Source organism: Parashewanella sp. 2210YD4-3 (genome assembly GCF_056591735.1).
The window spans coordinates 23,246-43,309 of sequence record NZ_JBWQOG010000005.1 but is presented as its reverse complement, the minus strand read 5'-3'; the positions used below and the strand labels follow the sequence as shown (position 1 = coordinate 43,309).

Annotated in this window: 19 protein-coding genes and 6 tRNA genes; 19 read left to right on the top strand and 6 right to left on the bottom strand. The window is 39.0% G+C overall.

Going from position 1 to position 20,064, the window contains the following annotated elements; translation table 11 throughout:
* Positions 1-26 precede the first annotated feature (26 nt).
* Positions 27-1,751 carry a S16 family serine protease gene (locus AC1EU0_RS09095; RefSeq protein ID WP_480302088.1) on the bottom strand — a complete coding sequence of 575 codons (1,725 nt, stop codon included), beginning with the start codon at positions 1,749-1,751 and terminating at the stop codon, positions 27-29.
* A gap of 167 nt (positions 1,752-1,918) precedes the next feature.
* Here AC1EU0_RS09095 and AC1EU0_RS09090 point away from each other — a divergent pair.
* The 5 genes from AC1EU0_RS09090 to AC1EU0_RS09070 all read left to right on the top strand — a co-directional run bounded on the left by AC1EU0_RS09090 (position 1,919) and on the right by AC1EU0_RS09070 (position 4,614).
* A tRNA-Ser gene (locus AC1EU0_RS09090) sits at positions 1,919-2,008 on the top strand.
* Between the two features lie 186 nt (positions 2,009-2,194).
* Positions 2,195-3,016: a mechanosensitive ion channel family protein gene (locus AC1EU0_RS09085; RefSeq protein ID WP_480302087.1), complete on the top strand. Its 822-nt coding sequence runs from the start codon at positions 2,195-2,197 to the stop codon at positions 3,014-3,016.
* A 124-nt stretch (positions 3,017-3,140) separates the two neighbouring features.
* Entirely contained in the window at positions 3,141-3,977 is an 837-nt protein-coding gene (locus AC1EU0_RS09080) for a hypothetical protein (RefSeq protein WP_480302086.1), read from the top strand.
* Positions 3,978-4,149: 172 nt separating this feature from the next.
* Positions 4,150-4,239, top strand: a tRNA-Ser gene (locus AC1EU0_RS09075).
* Positions 4,240-4,524: 285 nt separating this feature from the next.
* Positions 4,525-4,614 (top strand) — tRNA-Ser (locus AC1EU0_RS09070).
* A 58-nt stretch (positions 4,615-4,672) separates the two neighbouring features.
* On the opposite strand, the gene AC1EU0_RS09065 is transcribed toward AC1EU0_RS09070, so the two are convergent.
* Together AC1EU0_RS09065 and AC1EU0_RS09060 are read right to left on the bottom strand one after the other, a co-directional pair.
* Complete coding sequence (locus tag AC1EU0_RS09065) at positions 4,673-5,212, bottom strand: GNAT family N-acetyltransferase (protein ID WP_480302085.1); 540 nt, start codon at positions 5,210-5,212, stop codon at positions 4,673-4,675.
* Positions 5,196-6,050, bottom strand: a complete 855-nt coding sequence (locus AC1EU0_RS09060) for a PfkB family carbohydrate kinase (protein WP_480302084.1) — start codon at positions 6,048-6,050, stop codon at positions 5,196-5,198. Before AC1EU0_RS09060 ends, AC1EU0_RS09065 begins: the two co-directional genes overlap by 17 nt.
* Before the next feature lie 222 nt (positions 6,051-6,272).
* Between AC1EU0_RS09060 and uvrY the strand changes: the two genes are divergently transcribed.
* The 6 genes from uvrY to AC1EU0_RS09030 all read left to right on the top strand — a co-directional run bounded on the left by uvrY (position 6,273) and on the right by AC1EU0_RS09030 (position 9,890).
* Positions 6,273-6,917, top strand: a complete 645-nt coding sequence (uvrY, locus tag AC1EU0_RS09055; RefSeq protein WP_480302083.1) for a UvrY/SirA/GacA family response regulator transcription factor — start codon at positions 6,273-6,275, stop codon at positions 6,915-6,917.
* 12 nt (positions 6,918-6,929) lie between these two features.
* Positions 6,930-8,765: an excinuclease ABC subunit UvrC gene (gene uvrC / locus AC1EU0_RS09050; protein WP_480302082.1), complete on the top strand. Its 1,836-nt coding sequence runs from the start codon at positions 6,930-6,932 to the stop codon at positions 8,763-8,765.
* A 148-nt stretch (positions 8,766-8,913) separates the two neighbouring features.
* Positions 8,914-9,471: a CDP-diacylglycerol--glycerol-3-phosphate 3-phosphatidyltransferase gene (gene pgsA, locus AC1EU0_RS09045; protein ID WP_480302081.1), complete on the top strand. Its 558-nt coding sequence runs from the start codon at positions 8,914-8,916 to the stop codon at positions 9,469-9,471.
* A 133-nt stretch (positions 9,472-9,604) separates the two neighbouring features.
* Positions 9,605-9,680 (top strand) — tRNA-Gly (locus AC1EU0_RS09040).
* 15 nt (positions 9,681-9,695) lie between these two features.
* A tRNA-Cys gene (locus AC1EU0_RS09035) sits at positions 9,696-9,769 on the top strand.
* 34 nt (positions 9,770-9,803) lie between these two features.
* A tRNA-Leu gene (locus tag AC1EU0_RS09030) sits at positions 9,804-9,890 on the top strand.
* 2 nt (positions 9,891-9,892) lie between these two features.
* Here the strand turns inward: AC1EU0_RS09030 and AC1EU0_RS09025 are convergent.
* Both AC1EU0_RS09025 and AC1EU0_RS09020 read right to left on the bottom strand, forming a co-directional pair.
* Positions 9,893-11,017: a DUF2608 domain-containing protein gene (locus AC1EU0_RS09025; RefSeq protein ID WP_480302080.1), complete on the bottom strand. Its 1,125-nt coding sequence runs from the start codon at positions 11,015-11,017 to the stop codon at positions 9,893-9,895.
* Positions 11,018-11,188: 171 nt separating this feature from the next.
* Positions 11,189-12,019, bottom strand: a complete 831-nt coding sequence (locus AC1EU0_RS09020) for a CvfB family protein (RefSeq protein WP_480302079.1) — start codon at positions 12,017-12,019, stop codon at positions 11,189-11,191.
* Between the two features lie 547 nt (positions 12,020-12,566).
* Here AC1EU0_RS09020 and speA point away from each other — a divergent pair.
* The 8 genes from speA to AC1EU0_RS08980 all read left to right on the top strand — a co-directional run bounded on the left by speA (position 12,567) and on the right by AC1EU0_RS08980 (position 19,365).
* Positions 12,567-14,480 (top strand): biosynthetic arginine decarboxylase, encoded by a 1,914-nt coding sequence (speA, locus tag AC1EU0_RS09015; protein WP_480302078.1) that lies wholly within the window; start codon positions 12,567-12,569, stop codon positions 14,478-14,480.
* A gap of 4 nt (positions 14,481-14,484) precedes the next feature.
* Positions 14,485-15,408, top strand: a complete 924-nt coding sequence (locus tag AC1EU0_RS09010) for an adenosylmethionine decarboxylase (RefSeq protein ID WP_480302077.1) — start codon at positions 14,485-14,487, stop codon at positions 15,406-15,408.
* An 18-nt stretch (positions 15,409-15,426) separates the two neighbouring features.
* On the top strand, positions 15,427-16,359 hold the full coding sequence (gene speB, locus AC1EU0_RS09005) for an agmatinase (RefSeq protein ID WP_480302076.1): 933 nt from the start codon (positions 15,427-15,429) through the stop codon (positions 16,357-16,359).
* 11 nt (positions 16,360-16,370) lie between these two features.
* Positions 16,371-17,006, top strand: coding sequence for a pyridoxamine 5'-phosphate oxidase (gene pdxH / locus AC1EU0_RS09000; protein ID WP_480302312.1), 636 nt, complete (start codon positions 16,371-16,373; stop codon positions 17,004-17,006).
* A 171-nt stretch (positions 17,007-17,177) separates the two neighbouring features.
* A complete protein-coding gene (locus AC1EU0_RS08995) occupies positions 17,178-17,630 on the top strand; it encodes a YaiI/YqxD family protein (protein WP_480302075.1) in 453 nt (150 codons plus the stop codon).
* Between the two features lie 33 nt (positions 17,631-17,663).
* Complete coding sequence (locus tag AC1EU0_RS08990) at positions 17,664-18,242, top strand: YceI family protein (protein WP_480302074.1); 579 nt, start codon at positions 17,664-17,666, stop codon at positions 18,240-18,242.
* Between the two features lie 79 nt (positions 18,243-18,321).
* A complete protein-coding gene (locus tag AC1EU0_RS08985) occupies positions 18,322-18,801 on the top strand; it encodes a hypothetical protein (RefSeq protein ID WP_480302073.1) in 480 nt (159 codons plus the stop codon).
* A gap of 123 nt (positions 18,802-18,924) precedes the next feature.
* Complete coding sequence (locus AC1EU0_RS08980; RefSeq protein WP_480302072.1) at positions 18,925-19,365, top strand: CopD family protein; 441 nt, start codon at positions 18,925-18,927, stop codon at positions 19,363-19,365.
* A gap of 74 nt (positions 19,366-19,439) precedes the next feature.
* Here the strand turns inward: AC1EU0_RS08980 and efp are convergent, their stop codons facing one another.
* Positions 19,440-20,000 (bottom strand): elongation factor P, encoded by a 561-nt coding sequence (gene efp, locus AC1EU0_RS08975; RefSeq protein WP_480302071.1) that lies wholly within the window; start codon positions 19,998-20,000, stop codon positions 19,440-19,442.
* Positions 20,001-20,064: the final 64 nt, after the last annotated feature.

Here is a 20,064-nt window from a genome sequence, read left to right as displayed (position 1 = left end):
CAGCTAGATAGTGATAATAATTTGCGCTAAATCAAACCTAATCTGCCTAGAATTCTTTGAAATAAGGTTCTTTCTTCAACAAATTCACCTGCTAACTCATCTAGTCTGACCTGTACCTTTCCATAAACGGTTTCGGTTGGGAATCGGTTGTTATCATCAGCTTTACCTACAACTTGTTGCAATAGCAGTTCAATTACTTCATCAACATGTTCAACTTGATAAATATGAAACTTTTTGTCTTCTACGGCCTGAATAATTTTTGGCTCGAGATTAAGCTGAAGAACATTAGTAGCAGGAATGATAACTCCTTGCTCGCCTGTGAGGCCTCGGCGTTGACATAAGTTGAAAAATCCAGTGATTTTTTCGTTTACACCGCCAATAGCTTGAACATGGCCAAATTGATCAAGTGCGCCAGTAACCGCTAGACTTTGGTTTATAGGTAATTCACTAATTGCAGAGAGTAAACAGCAATATTCAGCAACCGAAGCGCTGTCACCATCAATTTCTTGATATGATTGCTCAAATACAATATTGGCATTGAGGTGCAGTGGTGCATCACGTCCAAAAATACGATATAGGCAAGATGAAAGAATCATCATGCCTTTTGCATGTATGTTACCACCCAGTTCTGATTTTCTCTCAATATCAGCAACTTCACCGTCACCATAGTGAGCCGTACATGTAATTCTTGCTGGCTCTCCATAGCTGTAATCGCCAGTATCAATAACAGTTAAGCCATTAACTTGCCCAGTCATTTTCCCTTTGGTCGGGAGTTTAATAAATTTATCGTCAAAGTTTTGGGCCGAATAAACTTCTGAGAGGTTATGACGCTCATTCTTCTGAGCTATGGCCTTGCTGATAGAGTCTTTATCTATATCTGATTTTGTCGTTAATGCAGCGGCTTGAGCTAACAAGTGTTTCATTTCTGACATCGAAAGTGATAAACGTTGTTGGTGTTCAACCAGAGATGATGAGTAACTTAGTAGTTGCTGGTAGCCGTTTTTTGTTATTTGCTTTAGGGTAGGGTTGAGTTGTTTTAACCAAACAAGATAGTCATATTCAGAATGTTCAGTTATATCAATTTCACTATTTAACTCAGCAAGCAGCGGAAAATGACGTGAAAAGCGATGATCACTGTTTTTTAAATATGTGTAATAACTGATAGAGCCTACTAGGACAATCTTCGTTGCTAATGGCACTTTTTCTAATGAATGGTTGGCGCGATAATAACCATCATTAATTATATCGAGCAATAGTTTCCATAATCCCTCACGCTCTACGATCGACTCAATGCAGATATATACAGTGTGGTATTTGGCTAATGCACCGGGTTGGTAATTTATAGTGCCATTGTTGTTCTTAGTTGTTCCAATTAAATCAGACCGTTTGATCACACCACTTAAGTAGCAGTGGCTTTTATCTTTATTGGCAAGAACACCGATTTTTTCTTTAGCTGGAGCAGGGTGCCATAGAAGCGATATTTCATTATCTTCATTTTTACTAGCCGCTAGAAACTGATCTTGGGGTGCTTTGATGGTTTGGTGTAACCCATCAATTAACATCTCTCGTTCAATGCCTATGAAATCGGCAATAAACAAATGTTGTTCAGTTAATTTGTTACTTAGCTGAAAAGTATTAGTTAGCCTTTCTTGTCCTAACAATAAACTTTGAGGTAAAGCATTTGGTAATTTATCGATATCTATGGGAAAGTCAGGAGCAAGTTGTTGGATTGTGAGTTTATTTGGCGTCATACTAGTTTGCAGCTATTTAAAAGTACAAAGATAGTAACACAAATTCATTATTTGGACGCTTGGGCGCTTAATTTTTAAAAGAATTGATGGTTTAGGCATCATTCAAATTCAAATCTCCAATTTTAGGTTTACATGGTGAACTCAAATCCTTATTATTCACGTCGTTCGGAGGGGTGGCAGAGTGGTCGAATGCACCGGTCTTGAAAACCGGCAACGGTTTATCCCGTTCCAGGGTTCAAATCCCTGCTCCTCCGCCATCATTCAGAAAAGCCGTTCAATTGAGCGGCTTTTTGCTTTCTATTACTTTTCGTCTACCTCGTCACATTTTTGCTAACGCCATTAATGCTATTTTTCCCAGATTAGTTTTCCTTGGCTCAAAATACAATTATTCAGAAACTATGAATTGTTTATGGGTAGAGTATAAAGATTAGAAGGTATGGCTTATGGGGCATTTAACTTCATGGTTTGAAAATAACTATGAGAAAATATTAAGCTTTTCCGGTAATGTTTTGGTTGCCTTATTTATCCTTTATGTGGGTTTTAAGGTCGCTAAGTTTTTAAAAAATAAACTAATTGCTTATAACAACAAGCGCAATATTGATGCTGCAATTGGTAACTTTTTAGCTGACGTGGCTTTTGCAGTTATCGTCATTTTAAGTTTTATTACGGCTCTTTCTAACTTAGGAGTGCAAACTTCAACGTTTCTCACCGTAATAGGTGCATCAGGTTTAGCCATTGCATTAGCTCTCAAGAACTCGTTAGCAAATCTTGCATCTGGAGTTCTTATTTCTGTTTTGAGGCCGTTTAGATCGGGTCATTATATTGAGACCGCTGGGCAGGCGGGAACAATAAAGAAAATTGAGCTTTTTTATACCGTGCTAAATACCCCTGATAACAAAGTTGTGCTTATTCCAAACTCTCAAATTTGGAACTCTCCTATAGTTAATTACTCCCAACAGCAAACCAGAAGAGTTGATTTGGTTTTTGGCATTGGTTACGAAAGTGACCTTTTGCAGGCGAAGCAAATATTGTCACAAATCATTGCTGAGGATTCTCGAATTCTAAAAGAACCAGAGTGCAATATTGCCGTTTTAGAGCTTGCTGATTCTTCTGTCAACTTTATGGTTCGGCCATGGGTGAACTCATCGGATTATTGGACAGTTCGAGCAGATTTATTAGAAACAGTGAAGTTAGAATTTGATAAAGCAGGCATTTCGATCCCTTATCCTCAGATGGATGTACATTTTACTAAAAAAAATAGTTAGCTTTGGTTAATGCTAGTAAGAAGTAGGGACTTAACGAATACTGAACAATTGATAACTTATGCCCAATTTTAGAGTTTAATTGTTACTATTTGTTGATTCGCGCCTCTATTTAGAACGTATTGAGATGAGTCAGTCTGTTGAAGCTGTAACATCAAATAACCATGAGCTAATGGAACTAACTCAAAATCATACCGTTTCAACGGTTTCTGAACTGGCTCTTCAAGATTCAGCGTTTACGGTTACGACTCAGCCACCTGCAAAGAATATTTCTAAATTTTATGTACAGGGCAAATGTGTTTATTTAAAACATTTAAGCTCATTACATTGGGATGAGCGAATCAGGTCTGAATATAATCAGTGCTTTACGAATCTATCATTCTCGGTATTTATTGGTTCTTCTATTTGTTGTGCAATTTGCAGTTGCTTGGTGTGCACTTGCATTTCAACATCACGCCCAGCAACTGCTACAGGAGTACTTTTTGTCTTTTCTTCGGTTTTGTCTAGCTCTTTGTCGGCCACAGGCTACATTTCGTTAAAAATCAAAAAGCATGAAAAGTGTGAGGGAGCCTTAGACAGTTACGTAGAGTTAGACAGTTATTTGAATTCGCTTGATCGAGAGTTGGATAGCATTATTGAGCAATTTAAACTTGATAACGGTATGAATGCTGAAGAGCTAGAAGAACTCGAGGAGCTTGCTGAATTGTATTTAAGCTCATCTGCCAATACCCAGTACCTAAGAGATCCTATGTTTATTAAAGACTATGTCCAACCTATATCAGCAAGAGAAGTTGCGAAAACAGCAGAAGTAGGGTGTCGCTTACCAAACGGAAAAACATTTGATTCAAAAGAAGTCATACCTATATCTAGATATAGTATTAAACAAATGCATTATTTAAAGCTGATGAGTCAATGTTTTTATGCATTGGAAAAAAGGACTTTAGTCCAGCTTTATTGTCAATGAGAAAACTAAAGCAGGCAAGTGAAAAACTAAACACTAATAGAACAGAAAGCTGGCTCAGCTTCTTTGATTTGTCTAAATTATGTTTTAGTTGATGATTTCACGAACAAACGGACTTGGAAATAAAAATTTTAGTTTACAACAAAGGCTCACATGGGTATCTTTGTCGGCGTTCGGAGGGGTGGCAGAGTGGTCGAATGCACCGGTCTTGAAAACCGGCAACGGTTTATCCCGTTCCAGGGTTCAAATCCCTGCTCCTCCGCCATCATTTAGAAAAGCTGCTCAATCGAGCGGCTTTTTGCTTTTCTAGATTCAGGTTTCTGCTAGCTAGCAGCTTAATGCCAATTTTTAACCAATTCAAAATATTCAATGAATCCTCAAGATTTGCTGAGGGAGTATCTAATCTTTACTTATCGGAAAGAATTGAGTGAAATTACTCTTTGGTTTCGAACGTTTTGAAAGCTTGGTGCTGGTTTTGTAGTCAGATAGTCAAAAATATGAAATTTATCGTTTACAAAGGAAATCGTTATAGGTATCTTTGTCGGCGTTCGGAGGGGTGGCAGAGTGGTCGAATGCACCGGTCTTGAAAACCGGCAACGGTTTATCCCGTTCCAGGGTTCAAATCCCTGCTCCTCCGCCATCATTCAGAAAAGCCGCTCAATCGAGCGGCTTTTTGCTTTTTAGTTTAAAGCTATATTCTAAACATTAACGTGATAACACACTATTTTTCCATCAAAGAAATCATCAGAGTAGTGTGTTGTTTTCTCGTATTCCATACCCAGCTTTTGCATTATCTTAATTGATGCGTGGTTCTCAATACTGGCAATAGCACTGAATTTATCCACTTTATTAGCTTGGGTTAATACGTTTTTAATATGGTTTGCGGCCTCGGTTGCAATACCTTTACCCCAATAAGATCGTTTTAATCGCCAGCCTATTTCAAGATTTCGAGTGTCAATTGATTCTTCAAAAAACGCCATTGGACGGATCAAAATCCAGCCGCAATATTCATTTCTCTCTTTGAGGGAGACTTTCCACATTCCCCAACCTTGCTCGGGATTGCTAAAGGCTTTGACTCTTGGCAAGACAAAGTTATTGATCCGCTCACGACTTGATGGAACGCCATTAGTAATATGACGCATCACCTCAGGATCTTGATCAAGTTCCCAAAAAAGATCGGCGTCCGTATTCGTCATTAACTCAAAGCTCAACCTTGCTGTGTTATCTATTGTTATCATTTTTGCCTAAATAATCCTTTAGTTGTTGCCCTGGTATAGATGTTTCACTCGTTACAGCGCAGGCGGCCCAATGAGCAGCCTCCGTCATAGCATCAGTGATTGGTAATTCAGATGTTAAACCATGGATTAATCCTGCCGCGTAGGCATCACCAGCGCCAGTAACATCGACAACTGTTGTTTTACAAGCAGCTACTCTTTGCTCTCCTTGAGCAGAGTAAACAGTTGCACCATGTTCACCATTAGTGACGACAAAATATTTTAAGCTATCGCCAGCAATGAGTCTGCCATACTCCCAACATGGAAGGTGGCTTCGGCCTAACATGTCAGTTGCAGAAGCTATAAGTACATGACAAGGGCGAATTCTTTCATCCTTACCTAATTGAGCCACAACTAAACATTGATTTAATGCGCTTTTACACCAACTGCTTGCTCCTTGCGCAGACGTGTTGATATAAAGTACGTCCCATTGCTGCCAATCAAGTGGCATGCCAAGTTCAAATAAGGGGCGATTAGGTCGGACAATGGTTCTTTCACCATCAGGAGTAACCATTAGCAGCAACTCGTTAGTCTGTAAGGAATGCCTATGTATATATCGACAGTCGATAGCGTATTTTTGAACTTGCTGAACTAACCAATTGCCAAGATGATCATTTCCTACTTCGCTCATTAGTGAAACATTGTGACCACCGAAGACTAAACTGATCCCAGTGTTTGAACCACCTCCACCGAGTCTTTGGCCATGATCTTGATATAAAAAACGTCCACCAAGATGTATAGGTTTATCTAGATGCAATACGCGGTCGCAGTTGAGATTGGCAATCAATAAAATGTTAGCCATTTCTGATGTCTTTTGAATGAATGAGAGTCATAGGGAAATAATGACATTTTTAAGCAGCAGAGATAAGTCTATAAAGTAGCATTTTAAGAAGAAATTAAGACTTTAGTATATAAGTGCCAATATATTAACCAATTATAGGGAGTTAGAGCTAATTTTCACTTTGATTATATTAGCTTATAAGATAAATTGGACACGCCTAATAATTCCTAAAAGGTATAGAAGTTGATAAGGGTATACTTGGTCGATGATCATGAAATAGTGCGTACTGGGATCCGAAGAATCTTGGAAGATGAAGAGTCTTTTAAAGTTGTTGGAGAGGCGCCAGATGGAGAAACTGCAGTTCAATGGTCAAGAAATAACGAAGCTGATATTATCTTGATGGATATGAACATGCCTGGAATGGGGGGCTTAGAAGCCACCAAAAAGATTGCACGCTATCAACCACATGCCCGTATTATAGTGTTAACCATCCAAACTGAAGATCCTTTTCCTACCAAAGTCATGCAGGCTGGAGCTTCTGGGTATTTAACCAAAAATGCATCGCCACCTGAAATGATTAATGCTATTCGCCAAGTAGCGCATGGTCAGCGTTATTTGTCACCTGAAATTGCCCAGAAAATGGCACTTAACCAAGTAACTAATCATGAGGAAAATCCATTTTCTGCTTTGTCTGAACGAGAATTGCAGATTATGATGATGATCACCAATGGAGAGAAGGTGAATGACATTTCGGTAAAGCTGAACTTGAGCCCTAAAACCGTTAATAGTTACCGTTACCGATTGTTTTCAAAGCTTGAAATTAATGGTGATGTAGAGCTAACACGTTTGGCTATTCGGTATAAAATGTTAGACACCACTCTGTTCTAATGGATTATTGTTTTGCCAACCAGTAATGAATTTGATCCAAAAAACTTTCTAAAAACCGTCTCGAATCAAGCTGGCGTCTATCGAATGTACGATTCGTCAGCAATGGTGATATACGTTGGCAAAGCAAAAGATTTAAAGAAGCGTTTAAGTTCATACTTTCGTAAAAATTTACCTAATGTAAAAACACAAGCGCTTGTGGCGAGTATTGCCAGTATTGATGTCACAGTTACTCACAGTGAAACTGATGCCTTGATATTGGAAAATGATTACATTAAGCAATATATGCCCAAATACAATGTATTGCTTAGGGATGATAAGTCTTACCCTTACATCTTTCTTAGTGGTCATAAACATCCCAGGCTTGCATACCATAGAGGGGCAAGACGCGAAAAAGGGCAATACTTTGGTCCATATCCAAATGGCGGTGCGGTAAGAGAAAGCCTGCACTTATTGCAAAAGATATTTCCTATCCGTCAGTGTACAGATATTTATTATAAAGCGCGTTCTCGGCCTTGCCTTCAATATCAACTTAAGCGTTGTAATGCACCTTGCGTTGGTAAGGTAAGTGATGAAGAGTATCAGCAGCAGGTAAATCTTGTTGAGTTATTCCTAAAAGGAAAAGATCAACAAGTGATGAAAACCCTTGTTAATAACATGGAGCAAGCGGCTGATAATTTTGAATACGAGAAAGCAGCTCAATATCGAGATCAAATCACTGCATTAAGCAAAGTCAGTGAGCAGCAAGAAGTCTCAAAGACAAGTGGCAATATGGATGTTGTTGGAGTGAACTATCAATCTGGTATTGCTTGTTTCCATATTTTGTTTATTCGTGATGGTAAAATTTTTGGAAGCAGAAGTTATTATCCTAAAGTGCCAACACACACCGAGCTTGCAGAGGTCTTAGCTTCTTTTGTTGGTCAGTTTTACTTAAATGCAGATATTCAGCGAACTATGCCATCAGAAATCTTGATCGAAGAAAAATTTGAAGGTTTGAGTGACATTGAACAAGCTTTAGCTGAATCGCATGGGAAAAAAGTTGTATTTAGATCCAATATAAGAGGTGAGCGAGCTAGTTTTTTGCGTTTAGCGCAAACCAATGCTTCTAATTCGGTAGCGACACGTTTAGCCCATAAGAATACTGTTGAGCAGCGGTTTATATTGTTGCAAGAGGTCCTTGAACTCAATAAACCGATACAAAGAATGGAATGTTTCGATATTAGTCACACAATGGGTGAAAGCACCGTAGCATCTTGTGTCGTATTTAATAGAGAAGGACCACATAAAGCAGATTATCGTCGATATAATATTTCAGGTATTACGGGAGGTGACGATTATGCAGCGATGAAGCAAGCCATTAGTCGTCGTTTCGACAAAATAACTAATTCGGGGAAAGTACCAGATATTTTATTTATTGATGGTGGTTTAGGGCAATTACGTATTGCTCAAGAAGTAGTTGATGAAAAGTGTGTTGCTCTTGATGTACCTCCGATCTTAGTTGGTGTGGCTAAAGGCGAGGGCAGAAAACCGGGGTTAGAAACTTTGATTTTAGGAGAAAGTGAAATTGAATTTAACCTCAAGTCTGATTCACCGGCCTTACATTTAATTCAGCATATTCGAGATGAGTCTCACCGCTTTGCGATAACTGGTCATCGAAATAAACGTCAGAAAACACGAAATACTTCAACTTTAGAAAGTATTCCAGGCGTTGGCCCTAAACGACGTAAAGCCTTACTACAATTTTTAGGTGGTTTACAAGAAGTTAAGAGTGCAAGTGTTGCCCAGTTAGCGAAAGTACCCGGAATTAGTTCAGAAATGGCGCAAACTATATATGACTCGTTGCGGGGGTAGTAAAAATCAGGCAAGATTAACTCAGAAAAAGCAATGAGATGCATAATTGAATCGCAATTGACTCATTTGTGGGTCATGAACCACATTACGCAAGCCTTTTAACTGGGGCTCTTATAAATAAGAACCCAAAATTTAAAGTGATAAAAAGATGCCGTTTAATCTTCCTATAGCCTTGACCTTATTTCGCCTACTTTTGGTCCCAGTTTTTATTGTTTTGTTTTATCTTCCCTATCCTTGGGCTAATTTCGCCGCTGCATTTGCATTTTGGCTTGCAGCTGTAACGGATTTTTTTGATGGCTATGCCGCTCGCAAGTTGAAACAGTCAACTCGATTTGGGGCTTTTCTTGATCCTGTAGCTGATAAACTCATGGTGGTTCTAGCATTAGTGCTATTGGTACAAGAGTACTCAAGTGCTTGGTTGACCGTACCAGCGATTATTATGATTGGCCGTGAGATCGTCATTTCCGCTCTAAGAGAATGGATGGCGGAGATAGGTAAGCGTGGAGCTGTTGCTGTAGGTTGGGTTGGAAAATATAAGACCGCCGTACAAATGGTGGCGATTATCGGGCTTATTTGGCAGCAAAGTAACTTTATGGTGTCTTTAGCCTATGTACTTCTTTATATTGCTGCAATTCTAACTTTATGGTCGATGTTTGTTTATATTGGCGCTGCATGGAAGGATTTAACCGCAGAAGAAAACCAATAAACTAGCAAATAGAATATAAAATGTTCAAACGATTGGTATTACGATAAAGAGTGGTTGACAGCTTCAAGCAAATCCGTAGAATGCCAATCCGAAGTCAAGGGGAGCTACCGCAAACCAAGACTGATTAAGAAACGCGACATTAGCTCAGTTGGTAGAGCGATACCTTGCCAAGGTATAGGTCATCGGTTCGAACCCGATATGTCGCTCCAAATTTCTTAATTATCGGCGCGATGGCAGAATGGCTATGCTGCGGATTGCAAATCCGTCGATCTCGGTTCGACTCCGGGTCGCGCCTCCACAATTTAACTAGCAATGCTAGTTGCACTCAAGATGCCCGAGTGGTGGAATCGGTAGACACAAGGGATTTAAAATCCCTCGCTGGTAACAGCGTGCCAGTTCAAGTCTGGCCTCGGGTACCATTTTATATGTCCTGCAATTGAACTAAATTCCCTCGACTGCTAATAAGTCTTAAGTATTCAATAAAACTTATAATTTCATTCCCATATTTTTTTGACTGAAATAGCTGCAAAAGTGACCCTTCAAAACAATCATCTGCAATTAATTGCAACCGATGGGGAACACCTGCAAGCATTTGGAATGTCATAACTTTCTCTTCAAACTCTTGTTTTACAAGCGCTATATTGTGAGATTGATCGTCAACAAAAATTATTTGATCACACTTGGGACAAACAGTGTCAAGGTAACACTTTAATTGCTTTCCTTTATTAGCTTGTCCCGAGTGTCTGAAAGGGTACTCATTATTTCTTTTAGATAATACTGTTTTAAAAAAATCAGAATCAAGATCTCCCTTTTGAAGAGATTTGAGTTTAGTTCGCAGTACTTCAATTGGAGAGTGAGTGATGACCACAAAGAATGCGTCTTTAAAGGTTGATTTCAGTCTTTTAAGAATTTCACCGATATTCGGTTCTACAGGTGAAAAATAAAGGCTTTGGTGTATCAAAGTTGGTTTTATAAGCACTTCATCTAAATCCAAAGCGAAGCAGGTTTTTTTGTCAACACTAAATCGCTGGATAGCTTTATCATGCAGTTCATTGAGAGAAAGAATAGAGTGGTCTACGAATGCATGGGTATTTGTGGCTGTAGACCTCGCACGTTCGCTTTTAACTACAAAGTCCATGAAATCTTTTTGCTCAAATTCATGAAATATCGTTGGTGGACTTATAGCATTATTGAGCACTGTAATTACCCAACCCATCAGTTTTTTTATTGTTGTTTCACCTTTCAGTTCGTCAATACAATCTGTATATTCAAATGAAACAGGATCTATTTGGTATCGTACTAAGTCAAAAGTAACAGTCGCAGAGCACGATATTATTTGACGCTCATAGGGATCACCTTTAGTTAAATATGAAAGAGTGAACTGGCAATCGTATTGTTTAACTTGATACTTTTGATATGCGAGCAGCTTAGTTAACGTTAGAGTGGTAAGTGCAGTAGGTGAACAATGTTCATGCGCAATAACTAAGTCTTCATTACTTCCATCATCATGATGCTCTGCGGCGTCACAATGAAAGTCAAATTTCAAAATTGGTTCTTTGGGTTGTATGGCCAAAAGTCATCTTTATTTTTTGAATGATTGGCCGATCATATGCGAGCATTTAACATTCTGATAGTTAAATTATTTTAACCAATTTATTGAACATAAAAATAAAATGAAAGGGAGTTTATAAAGCAAAACTCCCTCTTGTTTAAGTGCTTAGCTTAAGCGAATGCCATCCGTATCGATGCTGATCAGTTTTTGTTTAAATAATCCGCCTAAGGCTTTTTTAAAGACTTTTTTACTGACACCAAAAGACTCATAAATAACTGCAGCATCGGTTTTATCATTAAACGGTAAAAAGCCGTCTGCTTGCTTAAGCTTGAACAGTAATGTTGTCGAAAACTTATCCATTTCCTGCTTGTTACCTTGTTGAAGTACAAGGTCAATTTTTCCATCTTTACGGATTTGCTTAATAAAGCCTTTAGTTTTCTGACCAACTTTTAACGCTTGGAAAACGTCGCTGTCATGAAGTAAACCCCAATGCTCATTATTTATGATTGCTTTGTAACCTAGGTCGGTTTTACCCGCAACAATCAGCTTAACTTCTTCACCGCTTTTATAATGAGCCGGTGTTTTATCTAGATAGCGATCGATTTTAGTGCTGGCCACTATTCGCTCGTCAGCATGGTTTACATACACATAAACTAAATATGAACGTCCTTCTTCTGCAGGGCGTTTTTGTTCAGCAAAAGGAAGCAATAAATCTTTATCCAGTCCCCAATCTAAAAATGCACCAACAGGGCTGGTGGCAATTGCTTTAAGATAAGCAAATTCACCTACTTGCGCACGAGGTCTTTGTGTCGTTGCGATCAGCATGTCTTTAGAATCTAGATACAAAAAGACTTTTACTTTGTCGCCAATTTCGCAATTATTAGGTTGATACTTCTTAGGTAAAAGAACTTGCCCAAAATCTTGAGCGTCAAGATATACCCCGAAATCCACAATTTTTACGATTTCTAGAGTGGAATGTTTTCCAAGTTGTGCCATGTAATGCTCTGAATTTAACGTTAACTATGGCGCATTATACCTTTATTTAGATGTTGTTTGCGGAGAGTTTTTTACCTTTGCTAAAACACTGTTAGTATGACGATATTGATACATACCCGTGATACCTCGAGATGCAACTTTTCAGTGCCTCTCAGCGCATCATTATTCGAGGTGTGAAAGTGAAGGACTAGCGGGTCTAATTCAAACTTTCACAACAAAGAAGAATGTTCGCTGAGAGTCACACACAGTGCGAGTTTAATTGCCATTTATGCTTCGTTATTTATCTTTGAAATAGAACCACTATTACTTCAGATAAATACCTTGACTAAATGGCAATTAATTCTCGCTGAAAGAGTGCATCCCGAGGTATCACGGGTATAGTTTAAACAATTGATAATTGCGGTGTTAAATCGTGCTTGCATTAGCATGTTAAGCAAGGTTTAATTGCGCGTTTTATATAAAAAGAACTGATAATTTACTGATTATCGCGAAGTTACCTCAGGTTGTTCCTACAGATAGAATAGCCACCTTTGCTAGGCAATAAAAGATGAAAAATTGGTCAATTGATAGCGCGCGTGACAGTTACAACGTAGCGTATTGGAGTCAAGGTTTTTACGGTGTGTCAGATGAAGGGGAAGTAACAGTTTCTCCCGATCCAACACGGCCTGAACATACGATTGGCTTAAATCAATTAGCAAAAGATATGGTGAAAGCAGGTGTTTCTTTACCTTTGTTAGTCCGTTTTCCGCAAATTCTGCATCATCGCGTTCACAGTTTGTGTAATGCGTTTAATCAAGCAATCCAAAAATATGAATATGAAAATGATTACTTGCTTGTTTATCCAATTAAAGTAAATCAGCAGAAAACGGTAGTAGAAGAAATCCTCGCCAGCCAGCAGCAAAAAGAAGTTCCGCAACTTGGGTTAGAGGCGGGAAGTAAGCCTGAACTAATGGCTGTATTGGCGATGGCTCAAAAAGCCAGCTCTGTGATTGTATGTAACGGTTACAAAGATAACGAGTATATTCGTTTAGCGTTGATTGGCGAGAAGCTTGGACATAAGGTTTATATCGTTCTGGAAAAAATGTCTGAGCTTAAGATGGTGCTAGAAGAGGCTGAACGTCTAGGCGTTACACCTCGCTTGGGTATTCGTGCGCGTTTAGCTTTCCAGGGTAAAGGCAAGTGGGAAGCCAGTGGAGGTGAGAAATCTAAATTCGGCTTATCTGCTGCTCAGGTTTTGCGTGTCATCGATGAACTCAAGCAAGCCGACTGTTTAGAATCACTGCAATTATTGCATTTTCATTTAGGCTCGCAAATCGCCAATATTCGTGATATTCGCCAAGGTGTGAGTGAAGCTGCACGATTTTATTGTGAATTGAGACTACTTGGCGCTTCAATTGATTGCTTCGATGTAGGTGGTGGTTTAGCCGTGGATTACGATGGTACTCGTAGCCAAAGCAATAACTCAATGAACTACGGGCTGACCGAATACGCCAATAATATCGTGCATGTGCTTACGGATATCTGTCGTGAATATCAACAGCCGATGCCACGCATCATTTCAGAATCTGGACGCCATTTAACAGCACACCACGCCGTTTTACTCACAGATGTAATAGGTACAGAAGCTTACCAAGCTGAAGAAATTGAACCGCCAGCGGACGATGCGCCTCAGTTACTGCATAATATGTGGCTATCATGGAACGAAATCAGTGGTCGTACAAATAGCCGAGCGTTAATTGAAATCTATAACGATACTCAAAGTGACTTGGCAGAAGCACATACACTGTTTGCGTTAGGCCAGCTTAGCCTTGCCGATCGGGCATGGGCAGAGCAAACCAACTTACGTGTTTGTCATGAAATCAAGGGATTATTAGACAGTAAATATCGTTATCATCGTCCTATCATTGACGCGTTGAATGAAAAGTTAGCAGATAAGTTCTTTGTAAACTTTTCCCTATTCCAATCGTTGCCAGATGCTTGGGGCATCGATCAAGTGTTCCCCGTATTACCTTTGTCAGGATTAGACAAACCTGCACAACGTCGTGCAGTAATGTTAGATATTACCTGTGATTCAGATGGTATTGTTGATCAATATGTCGATGGGCAAGGTGTGGAGACAACGTTACCAGTACCTGCATGGTCAGCCGACAGCCCATATTTAATTGGATTCTTCTTAGTTGGAGCTTACCAAGAAATCTTAGGTGACATGCACAACTTGTTTGGTGACACCCATTCAGCTGTAGTCAAAATGGACGATGAAGGAAATCCTGTAATTGAGTCTGTATTGGCAGGTGATACGGTTGCAGATGTTCTTGCTTATGTAAATCTTGATGCGCTTGGGTTTATGCAAACTTATGAGGATTTGGTGAATAAGCACATCGATGAACATGAAAGGGAAAGCATTCTTGAAGAGCTGCAAGTAGGTCTTGAAGGCTATACATATCTTGAGGACTTTAGGTAAAGCAATGTTTTTTGAAGGCTCAGAAAAAAAAGTTGAAGTCATTATGACTTCAAATTCCGATTCACTTAGAAGCTTGGATAAAGTTTTCTGGGAGAAACTGGTGAGCCTTTCAAATGCAGAAATACTCTCAAGCATACATAATGAGCAATGTGATGCTTATTTACTGAGCGAGTCTAGTCTGTTTGTTTGGCATGACCGATTTCTAATGATGACTTGCGGTAATTCCACGCTAGTAAACTCTTTATTGAGTTTTATACAAAAAGTGGGAATGGTGAGTATCCAATCCATAAAATATCAACGCAATAAAGAGTATTTAGGGTATTTGCAAACCAGTTCGTTTGCTGAAGATATTGATCAGTTAAGACAAGCTGTAGACGGAAAAGCGTATCGTATTGGTCACTTGGATATGCATCATCATCATGTGTTTTATTTTGATAATGGGTTGATTGAAGATTCAATCAGCTCTGAATTGTTGATGTATCATATTTCGGGAAATACAGCAGCATATTTAAGAAGTGATTCGCAAGAAAAAACTGAAATTAGAACGCTTTTACAACTTGATGCTTTATTTCCAGATTTTGAAATTGATGACCATTTATTTGAACCTTTGGGCTATTCAATTAATGGGCTTAAAAAAAATAAATACTTTACGATTCACATTACCCCGCAAGAATCGAGCTCCTATGTGAGCCTTGAAACAAATTTAGACATAAATTCTTATCAATCTGGGCTATTCATTAGATTATTAGACATTTTACAGCCTGGCTCATGGGATACGATTTCTATGAATACGCAGGTTGAAAGGCAAGCCCTCGCTGACAGTTATTGTATCGGGAGCTGTGAATTATTATTAAACCAAGGCAAAAGAATTGCAGTAAAACAATACCAACAGCCTTGGCATAAGCACCTAGTTGCTGAGAAAATTTAAATTAATTTTGGAGTGTGTATGACCACTTTAGCAGATAAACCAGACTACTCATTGTATTCCAATGCCTTTGGTTACTTACGTCAGCCATTGGATTTTAAGCCAGTGGAAAGCGATGCGGATCTTGTTGTTTTAGGGTTGCCCTTTGATATGGCCGTTACCGGTCGTTCTGGCGGAAGAATGGGGCCGGGAGCGATACGCAGTGCTTCAACGAACTTAGCTTGGGAAGCAAAACGTTGGCCATGGAATTTTAACTTAAGTAAGCACATTTCTATGGTTGATGCGGGTGATTTGGTCTACGACTGTGGTGATGCGGCTGATTTTACACAACGCGTTGAAGAGTTTGCTACTAAAATCGTCAACTCAGGCAAAGGCTTATTGAGTTTTGGTGGCGACCACTTTGTCACCTTGCCGCTGTTAAGGGCGCATTTCAAAAAGCATGGAAAAATGGCGCTGATTCATTTTGATGCCCACACTGATACTTATAGTGAAGGTAGTAAATATGATCATGGCACTATGTTCTACCATGCACCGAATGAAGGGATTATTGATCCTGAACATTCTGTGCAAATTGGCATTCGTACTGAGTACAGCAAGAAAAATCACAAGTTCAAAGTCATTGATGCGGCTACCGCCAATGATTTAACGGCTGCAGATATTGTTGCTCAAATTAAAGAAAGAGTAGGTGATTTACCCGTTTATCTGACATTCGATATTGATTGCTTAGATCCTGCGTTTGCTCCAGGTACAGGAACACCTGTTTGTGGTGGATTAACCAGTGACAAAGCTTTAAAAATCGTTCGTGGATTAGAAGGTTTAAACATTGTTGGTATGGATGTTGTCGAAGTTGCTCCTGCTTATGATTCGGCCGAAATCACCGCATTAGCTGGTGCAACTTTAGGTCTCGATATGATACATGTTTGGGCTAAAGGCCAAGGGTTGATTAAGGAGTAACCTTTATGTCAATGGATTTAAGTGATCTAAGAAGAGAATACACAAAAGGTGGGTTACGTAGAGCCGATTTACCTGAAAAGCCAATGGTTTTATTTGAAACTTGGATGCAGCAAGCAAAAGAGTCAGGTATCACCGACCCAACGGCTATGGTTGTAGCAACTGTTGATGAAAGTGGTCAGCCTTTTCAGCGTATCGTACTTCTTAAACGCTTTGATGAGCAGGGATTTGTATTTTTTACAAATCTAGAAAGCCGTAAGGCTCAGCATATAAAGGAAAATGCTAAGGTTAGCTTGTTGTTTCCTTGGCATCCATTGGAGCGTCAAGTAGCGATAACGGGTCGTGCAGAACCACTTTCAACGACTGAAGTAATGAAGTATTTTCTTACTCGCCCTAAAGACAGCCAAATTGCTGCTTGGGTTTCTGATCAATCTAGTAAACTTTCTGCCCGCCAGGCATTAGAGGCCAAGTTTAATGAGATGAAAACCAAGTTCTCAAAAGGTGAAGTTCCATTACCTAAGTTTTGGGGCGGATACCGAATCTCGCCAGAAAGCATTGAGTTTTGGCAAGGTGGGGAAAAGCGTTTGCATGATCGTTTCTTATACTCGAAAGTAGATAATGATTGGGAAATTGATCGCTTAGCGCCATAGAAGCATATATAAAAAGCACCAGGTAAATGGTGCTTTTTGTTTAGAAAAGAGTCGATGGTGAATTTTAATGATCAAAAAGTTATTAAAAGTTCGCACCATCTTTTCAGAATCGTCTTAACTAATTAATTATCATAAATAAATTTATATTGCAGTGGAGTAAATATTTAACTAATGACAAAACCAACCATTTGGATTGATGCTGATGCCTGTCCTGTTCCTGTAAAAGAAATGATTTTTCGTGCAGCAGATAGACGTCAAGTCAAAGCTATTTTTGTAGCAAATCAATTATTGCGTGTACCACCATCTCCTTATTTACAATGTATCAGAGTCTCGTCAGGGTTTGATGAAGCAGATAATTATATTGTTGAGAAGTTAGAAACAAATGATCTGGTAATTACTGCCGATATTCCTCTGGCTGCTGATGCCATCAAAAAAGGAGCATTAGTGGTAACACCAAGAGGGGTGGTCTATAACACGGGTAATATCGGACAAGCTCTGTCGATGCGAAACTTTATGGATGAGCTCCGTGGTTCAGGTGTTCAGACGGGAGGGCCTGCAGGGTTCAATCAGGCGGATAAGCATAAATTTGCTCAAGAGTTTGATCGTTGGCTAGCGAAACTTTAAACTGTTATCCCTTCCATAGATTGAGTAAATACAATGAAACATTGGGTACTCTTTATCTTACTCTGTTTGACAACTCCATTTAGTTTTGCAGCCAATTGGCAACTTGATTCATCTAATTCAAATCTAAATTTCTTTAGCATCAAAAAATCTACTATTGGTGAGAACCATAGTTTTAGTTGTTTTGAAGGCAATTTAAACGATAAAGGAGAGTTTGAACTTTCTATTTCGCTTACTAGTGTCAAAACGGGTATTAGTATTCGTGACGAACGAATGAAGAAGCTTTTGTTTGACGTTGCGAATTTCCCTAAGGCTATAGTCACTGCAAAAATTCAACAGAGTCAGATAAACAATTTAGCGATTGGAATGCATAAAAAATTATCTGTACCAATGAAACTTCAGCTTCATGGTCATACAAGCAGGCTTACCGCTAACGTAACGGTTGCTAAGCTATCAGATAAAAGCTTTTTACTTACCTCTGTTCAGCCCATAATCATCAATGCTAAAGATTTTAAATTAGTTGCAGGGATAGAGAAATTGGTGAAAATTGCTGGGTTACCAAGTATCGGTGAAGCGGTGCCAGTTTCTTTCACTTTGCTATTTAATAAAAAGTGAATTTGCATCAATAACTTGATTTTAAAACAATAAATCTACAGCATATAGCAATTACTCGTTTTACTTTAGGCAGGAGGCCATGATGAGAGTAAGTGTTTTGATCATTTTGTTACTGGTAGTTGGCTGCACCAGTTACCAAGAGCCGACACCCAAAAGTTATGTGGGTAAGGTTGCGGTTATTAAGAGTAGTGTCGGTAACAAAAAATCAACGTCTGCAGATTTATTCTATTTATCTGAAATCAATGGTCGAAAAGTTTTTAGCTCAAAGCAAGCGACAGCAGAAAATGACAACGGTTTCTTTTTGAATGTTAAGCTAATTGATATAAACGTTCCTGAGACTATGACAACTTTGACTTTGGTTGGAGAAAGAATTAACGGTGCATTAATTCAGTCGATGTTTACTAAAAGTTATCTTGTTAGCGGTAAAGTAACATTTACTCCAGATCCACAAGAAACTTATGTGGTTAAAGGAGAGCTTGGCGATACGTCGAAGGTATGGCTTGAGGCGCAATCAACGGGTAAGCCTGTGATGGGACAAGTGTTTATTTATAATGACTAAAAAAAGCTCATACTTTCACTGTACTCCCCTAGAAAATTGACTTTTGTCATTAAGACTTGAGAAAAGTCAATTACACTCCCTTGCTTTAGCTATATCTTAAGAAAAAAGTTAGCGGAAATCAGTATGGGTGCATTATTACTATTACATTTTATCGGTGCGACAATTTGGGTTGGAGGTCATCTCATTCTTTCCATCGCCGTTCTCCCAAACGCTCTGAAGCACAAAGATGTTGATGCGATAAGAAACTTTGAGAACAAGTTCGAGAAAATCGGAATCCCAGCTTTGCTATTACAGATAGGGACGGGCATGTATATGGCTTATAGCTACCTACCTGATTTTTCGCAATGGTTTGATTTTTCAAATCCAGTGTCGAAAGTAATTAGCTATAAAATCATCCTATTGGCGGCGACATTTTTATTAGCCATCGACGCCAGACTACGCATTATCCCAAAACTCTCAAAAGATAATTTAAGCAGTTTAGCCATGCATATTATTCCAGTAACACTCATTTCAGTGCTGTTCGTTTTTGTAGGGTTAGCGTTCAGAACGGGTTGGCTTTATTAATTGTTTGAGACGGATTTCAGTTGAGATAATAAAAAAACCGCTACGAGAGCGGTTTTTTTGCTGGTAAATTCGATTTATACGCGCTTTTTAAACTCATCAGTACGTGAGTCAATTTCAATCATGTCGCCAGTTTTTACAAACTCAGCAACAGTTATAACACCACCACCAGTGATAGTTGCTGGTTTCATTACCTTACCTGAAGTATCACCACGAGCTGCAGGCTCAGTATAAATCACTTCACGTACGATTGTGTTTGGAAGTTCTACCGCAATTGCTTTGCCTTCATAGAAAGTCACTTGGCAAACTTCTTCCATACCATCAACAATATATTTTGCCGCATCACCTAGATTTTCAGCTTCTACGTCGTATTGGTTGAATTCTTCATCCATAAATACATACATAGGATCTGCAAAGTATGAATACGTGCAGTCTAAGCGATCAAGGATGATGTCTTCAATTTTGTCTTCAGCTTTAACAGCGGTTTCAGTAGAAGTGCCTTGAAGTAGGCTTTTTAACTTCATCTTAACTACAGCAGCACTACGACCTGATTTGTGAAAGTCAGTTTTCAGTACGACCATTGGGTTGCCATCAAGCATAATCACATTGCCAGTACGAATTTCCTGAGCAGTTTTCATTATTTCTATTCCTGTTTTGCGGGCATCCCAAAAAGGTTTGATGCCTATTTTTTTTCAATAGCCA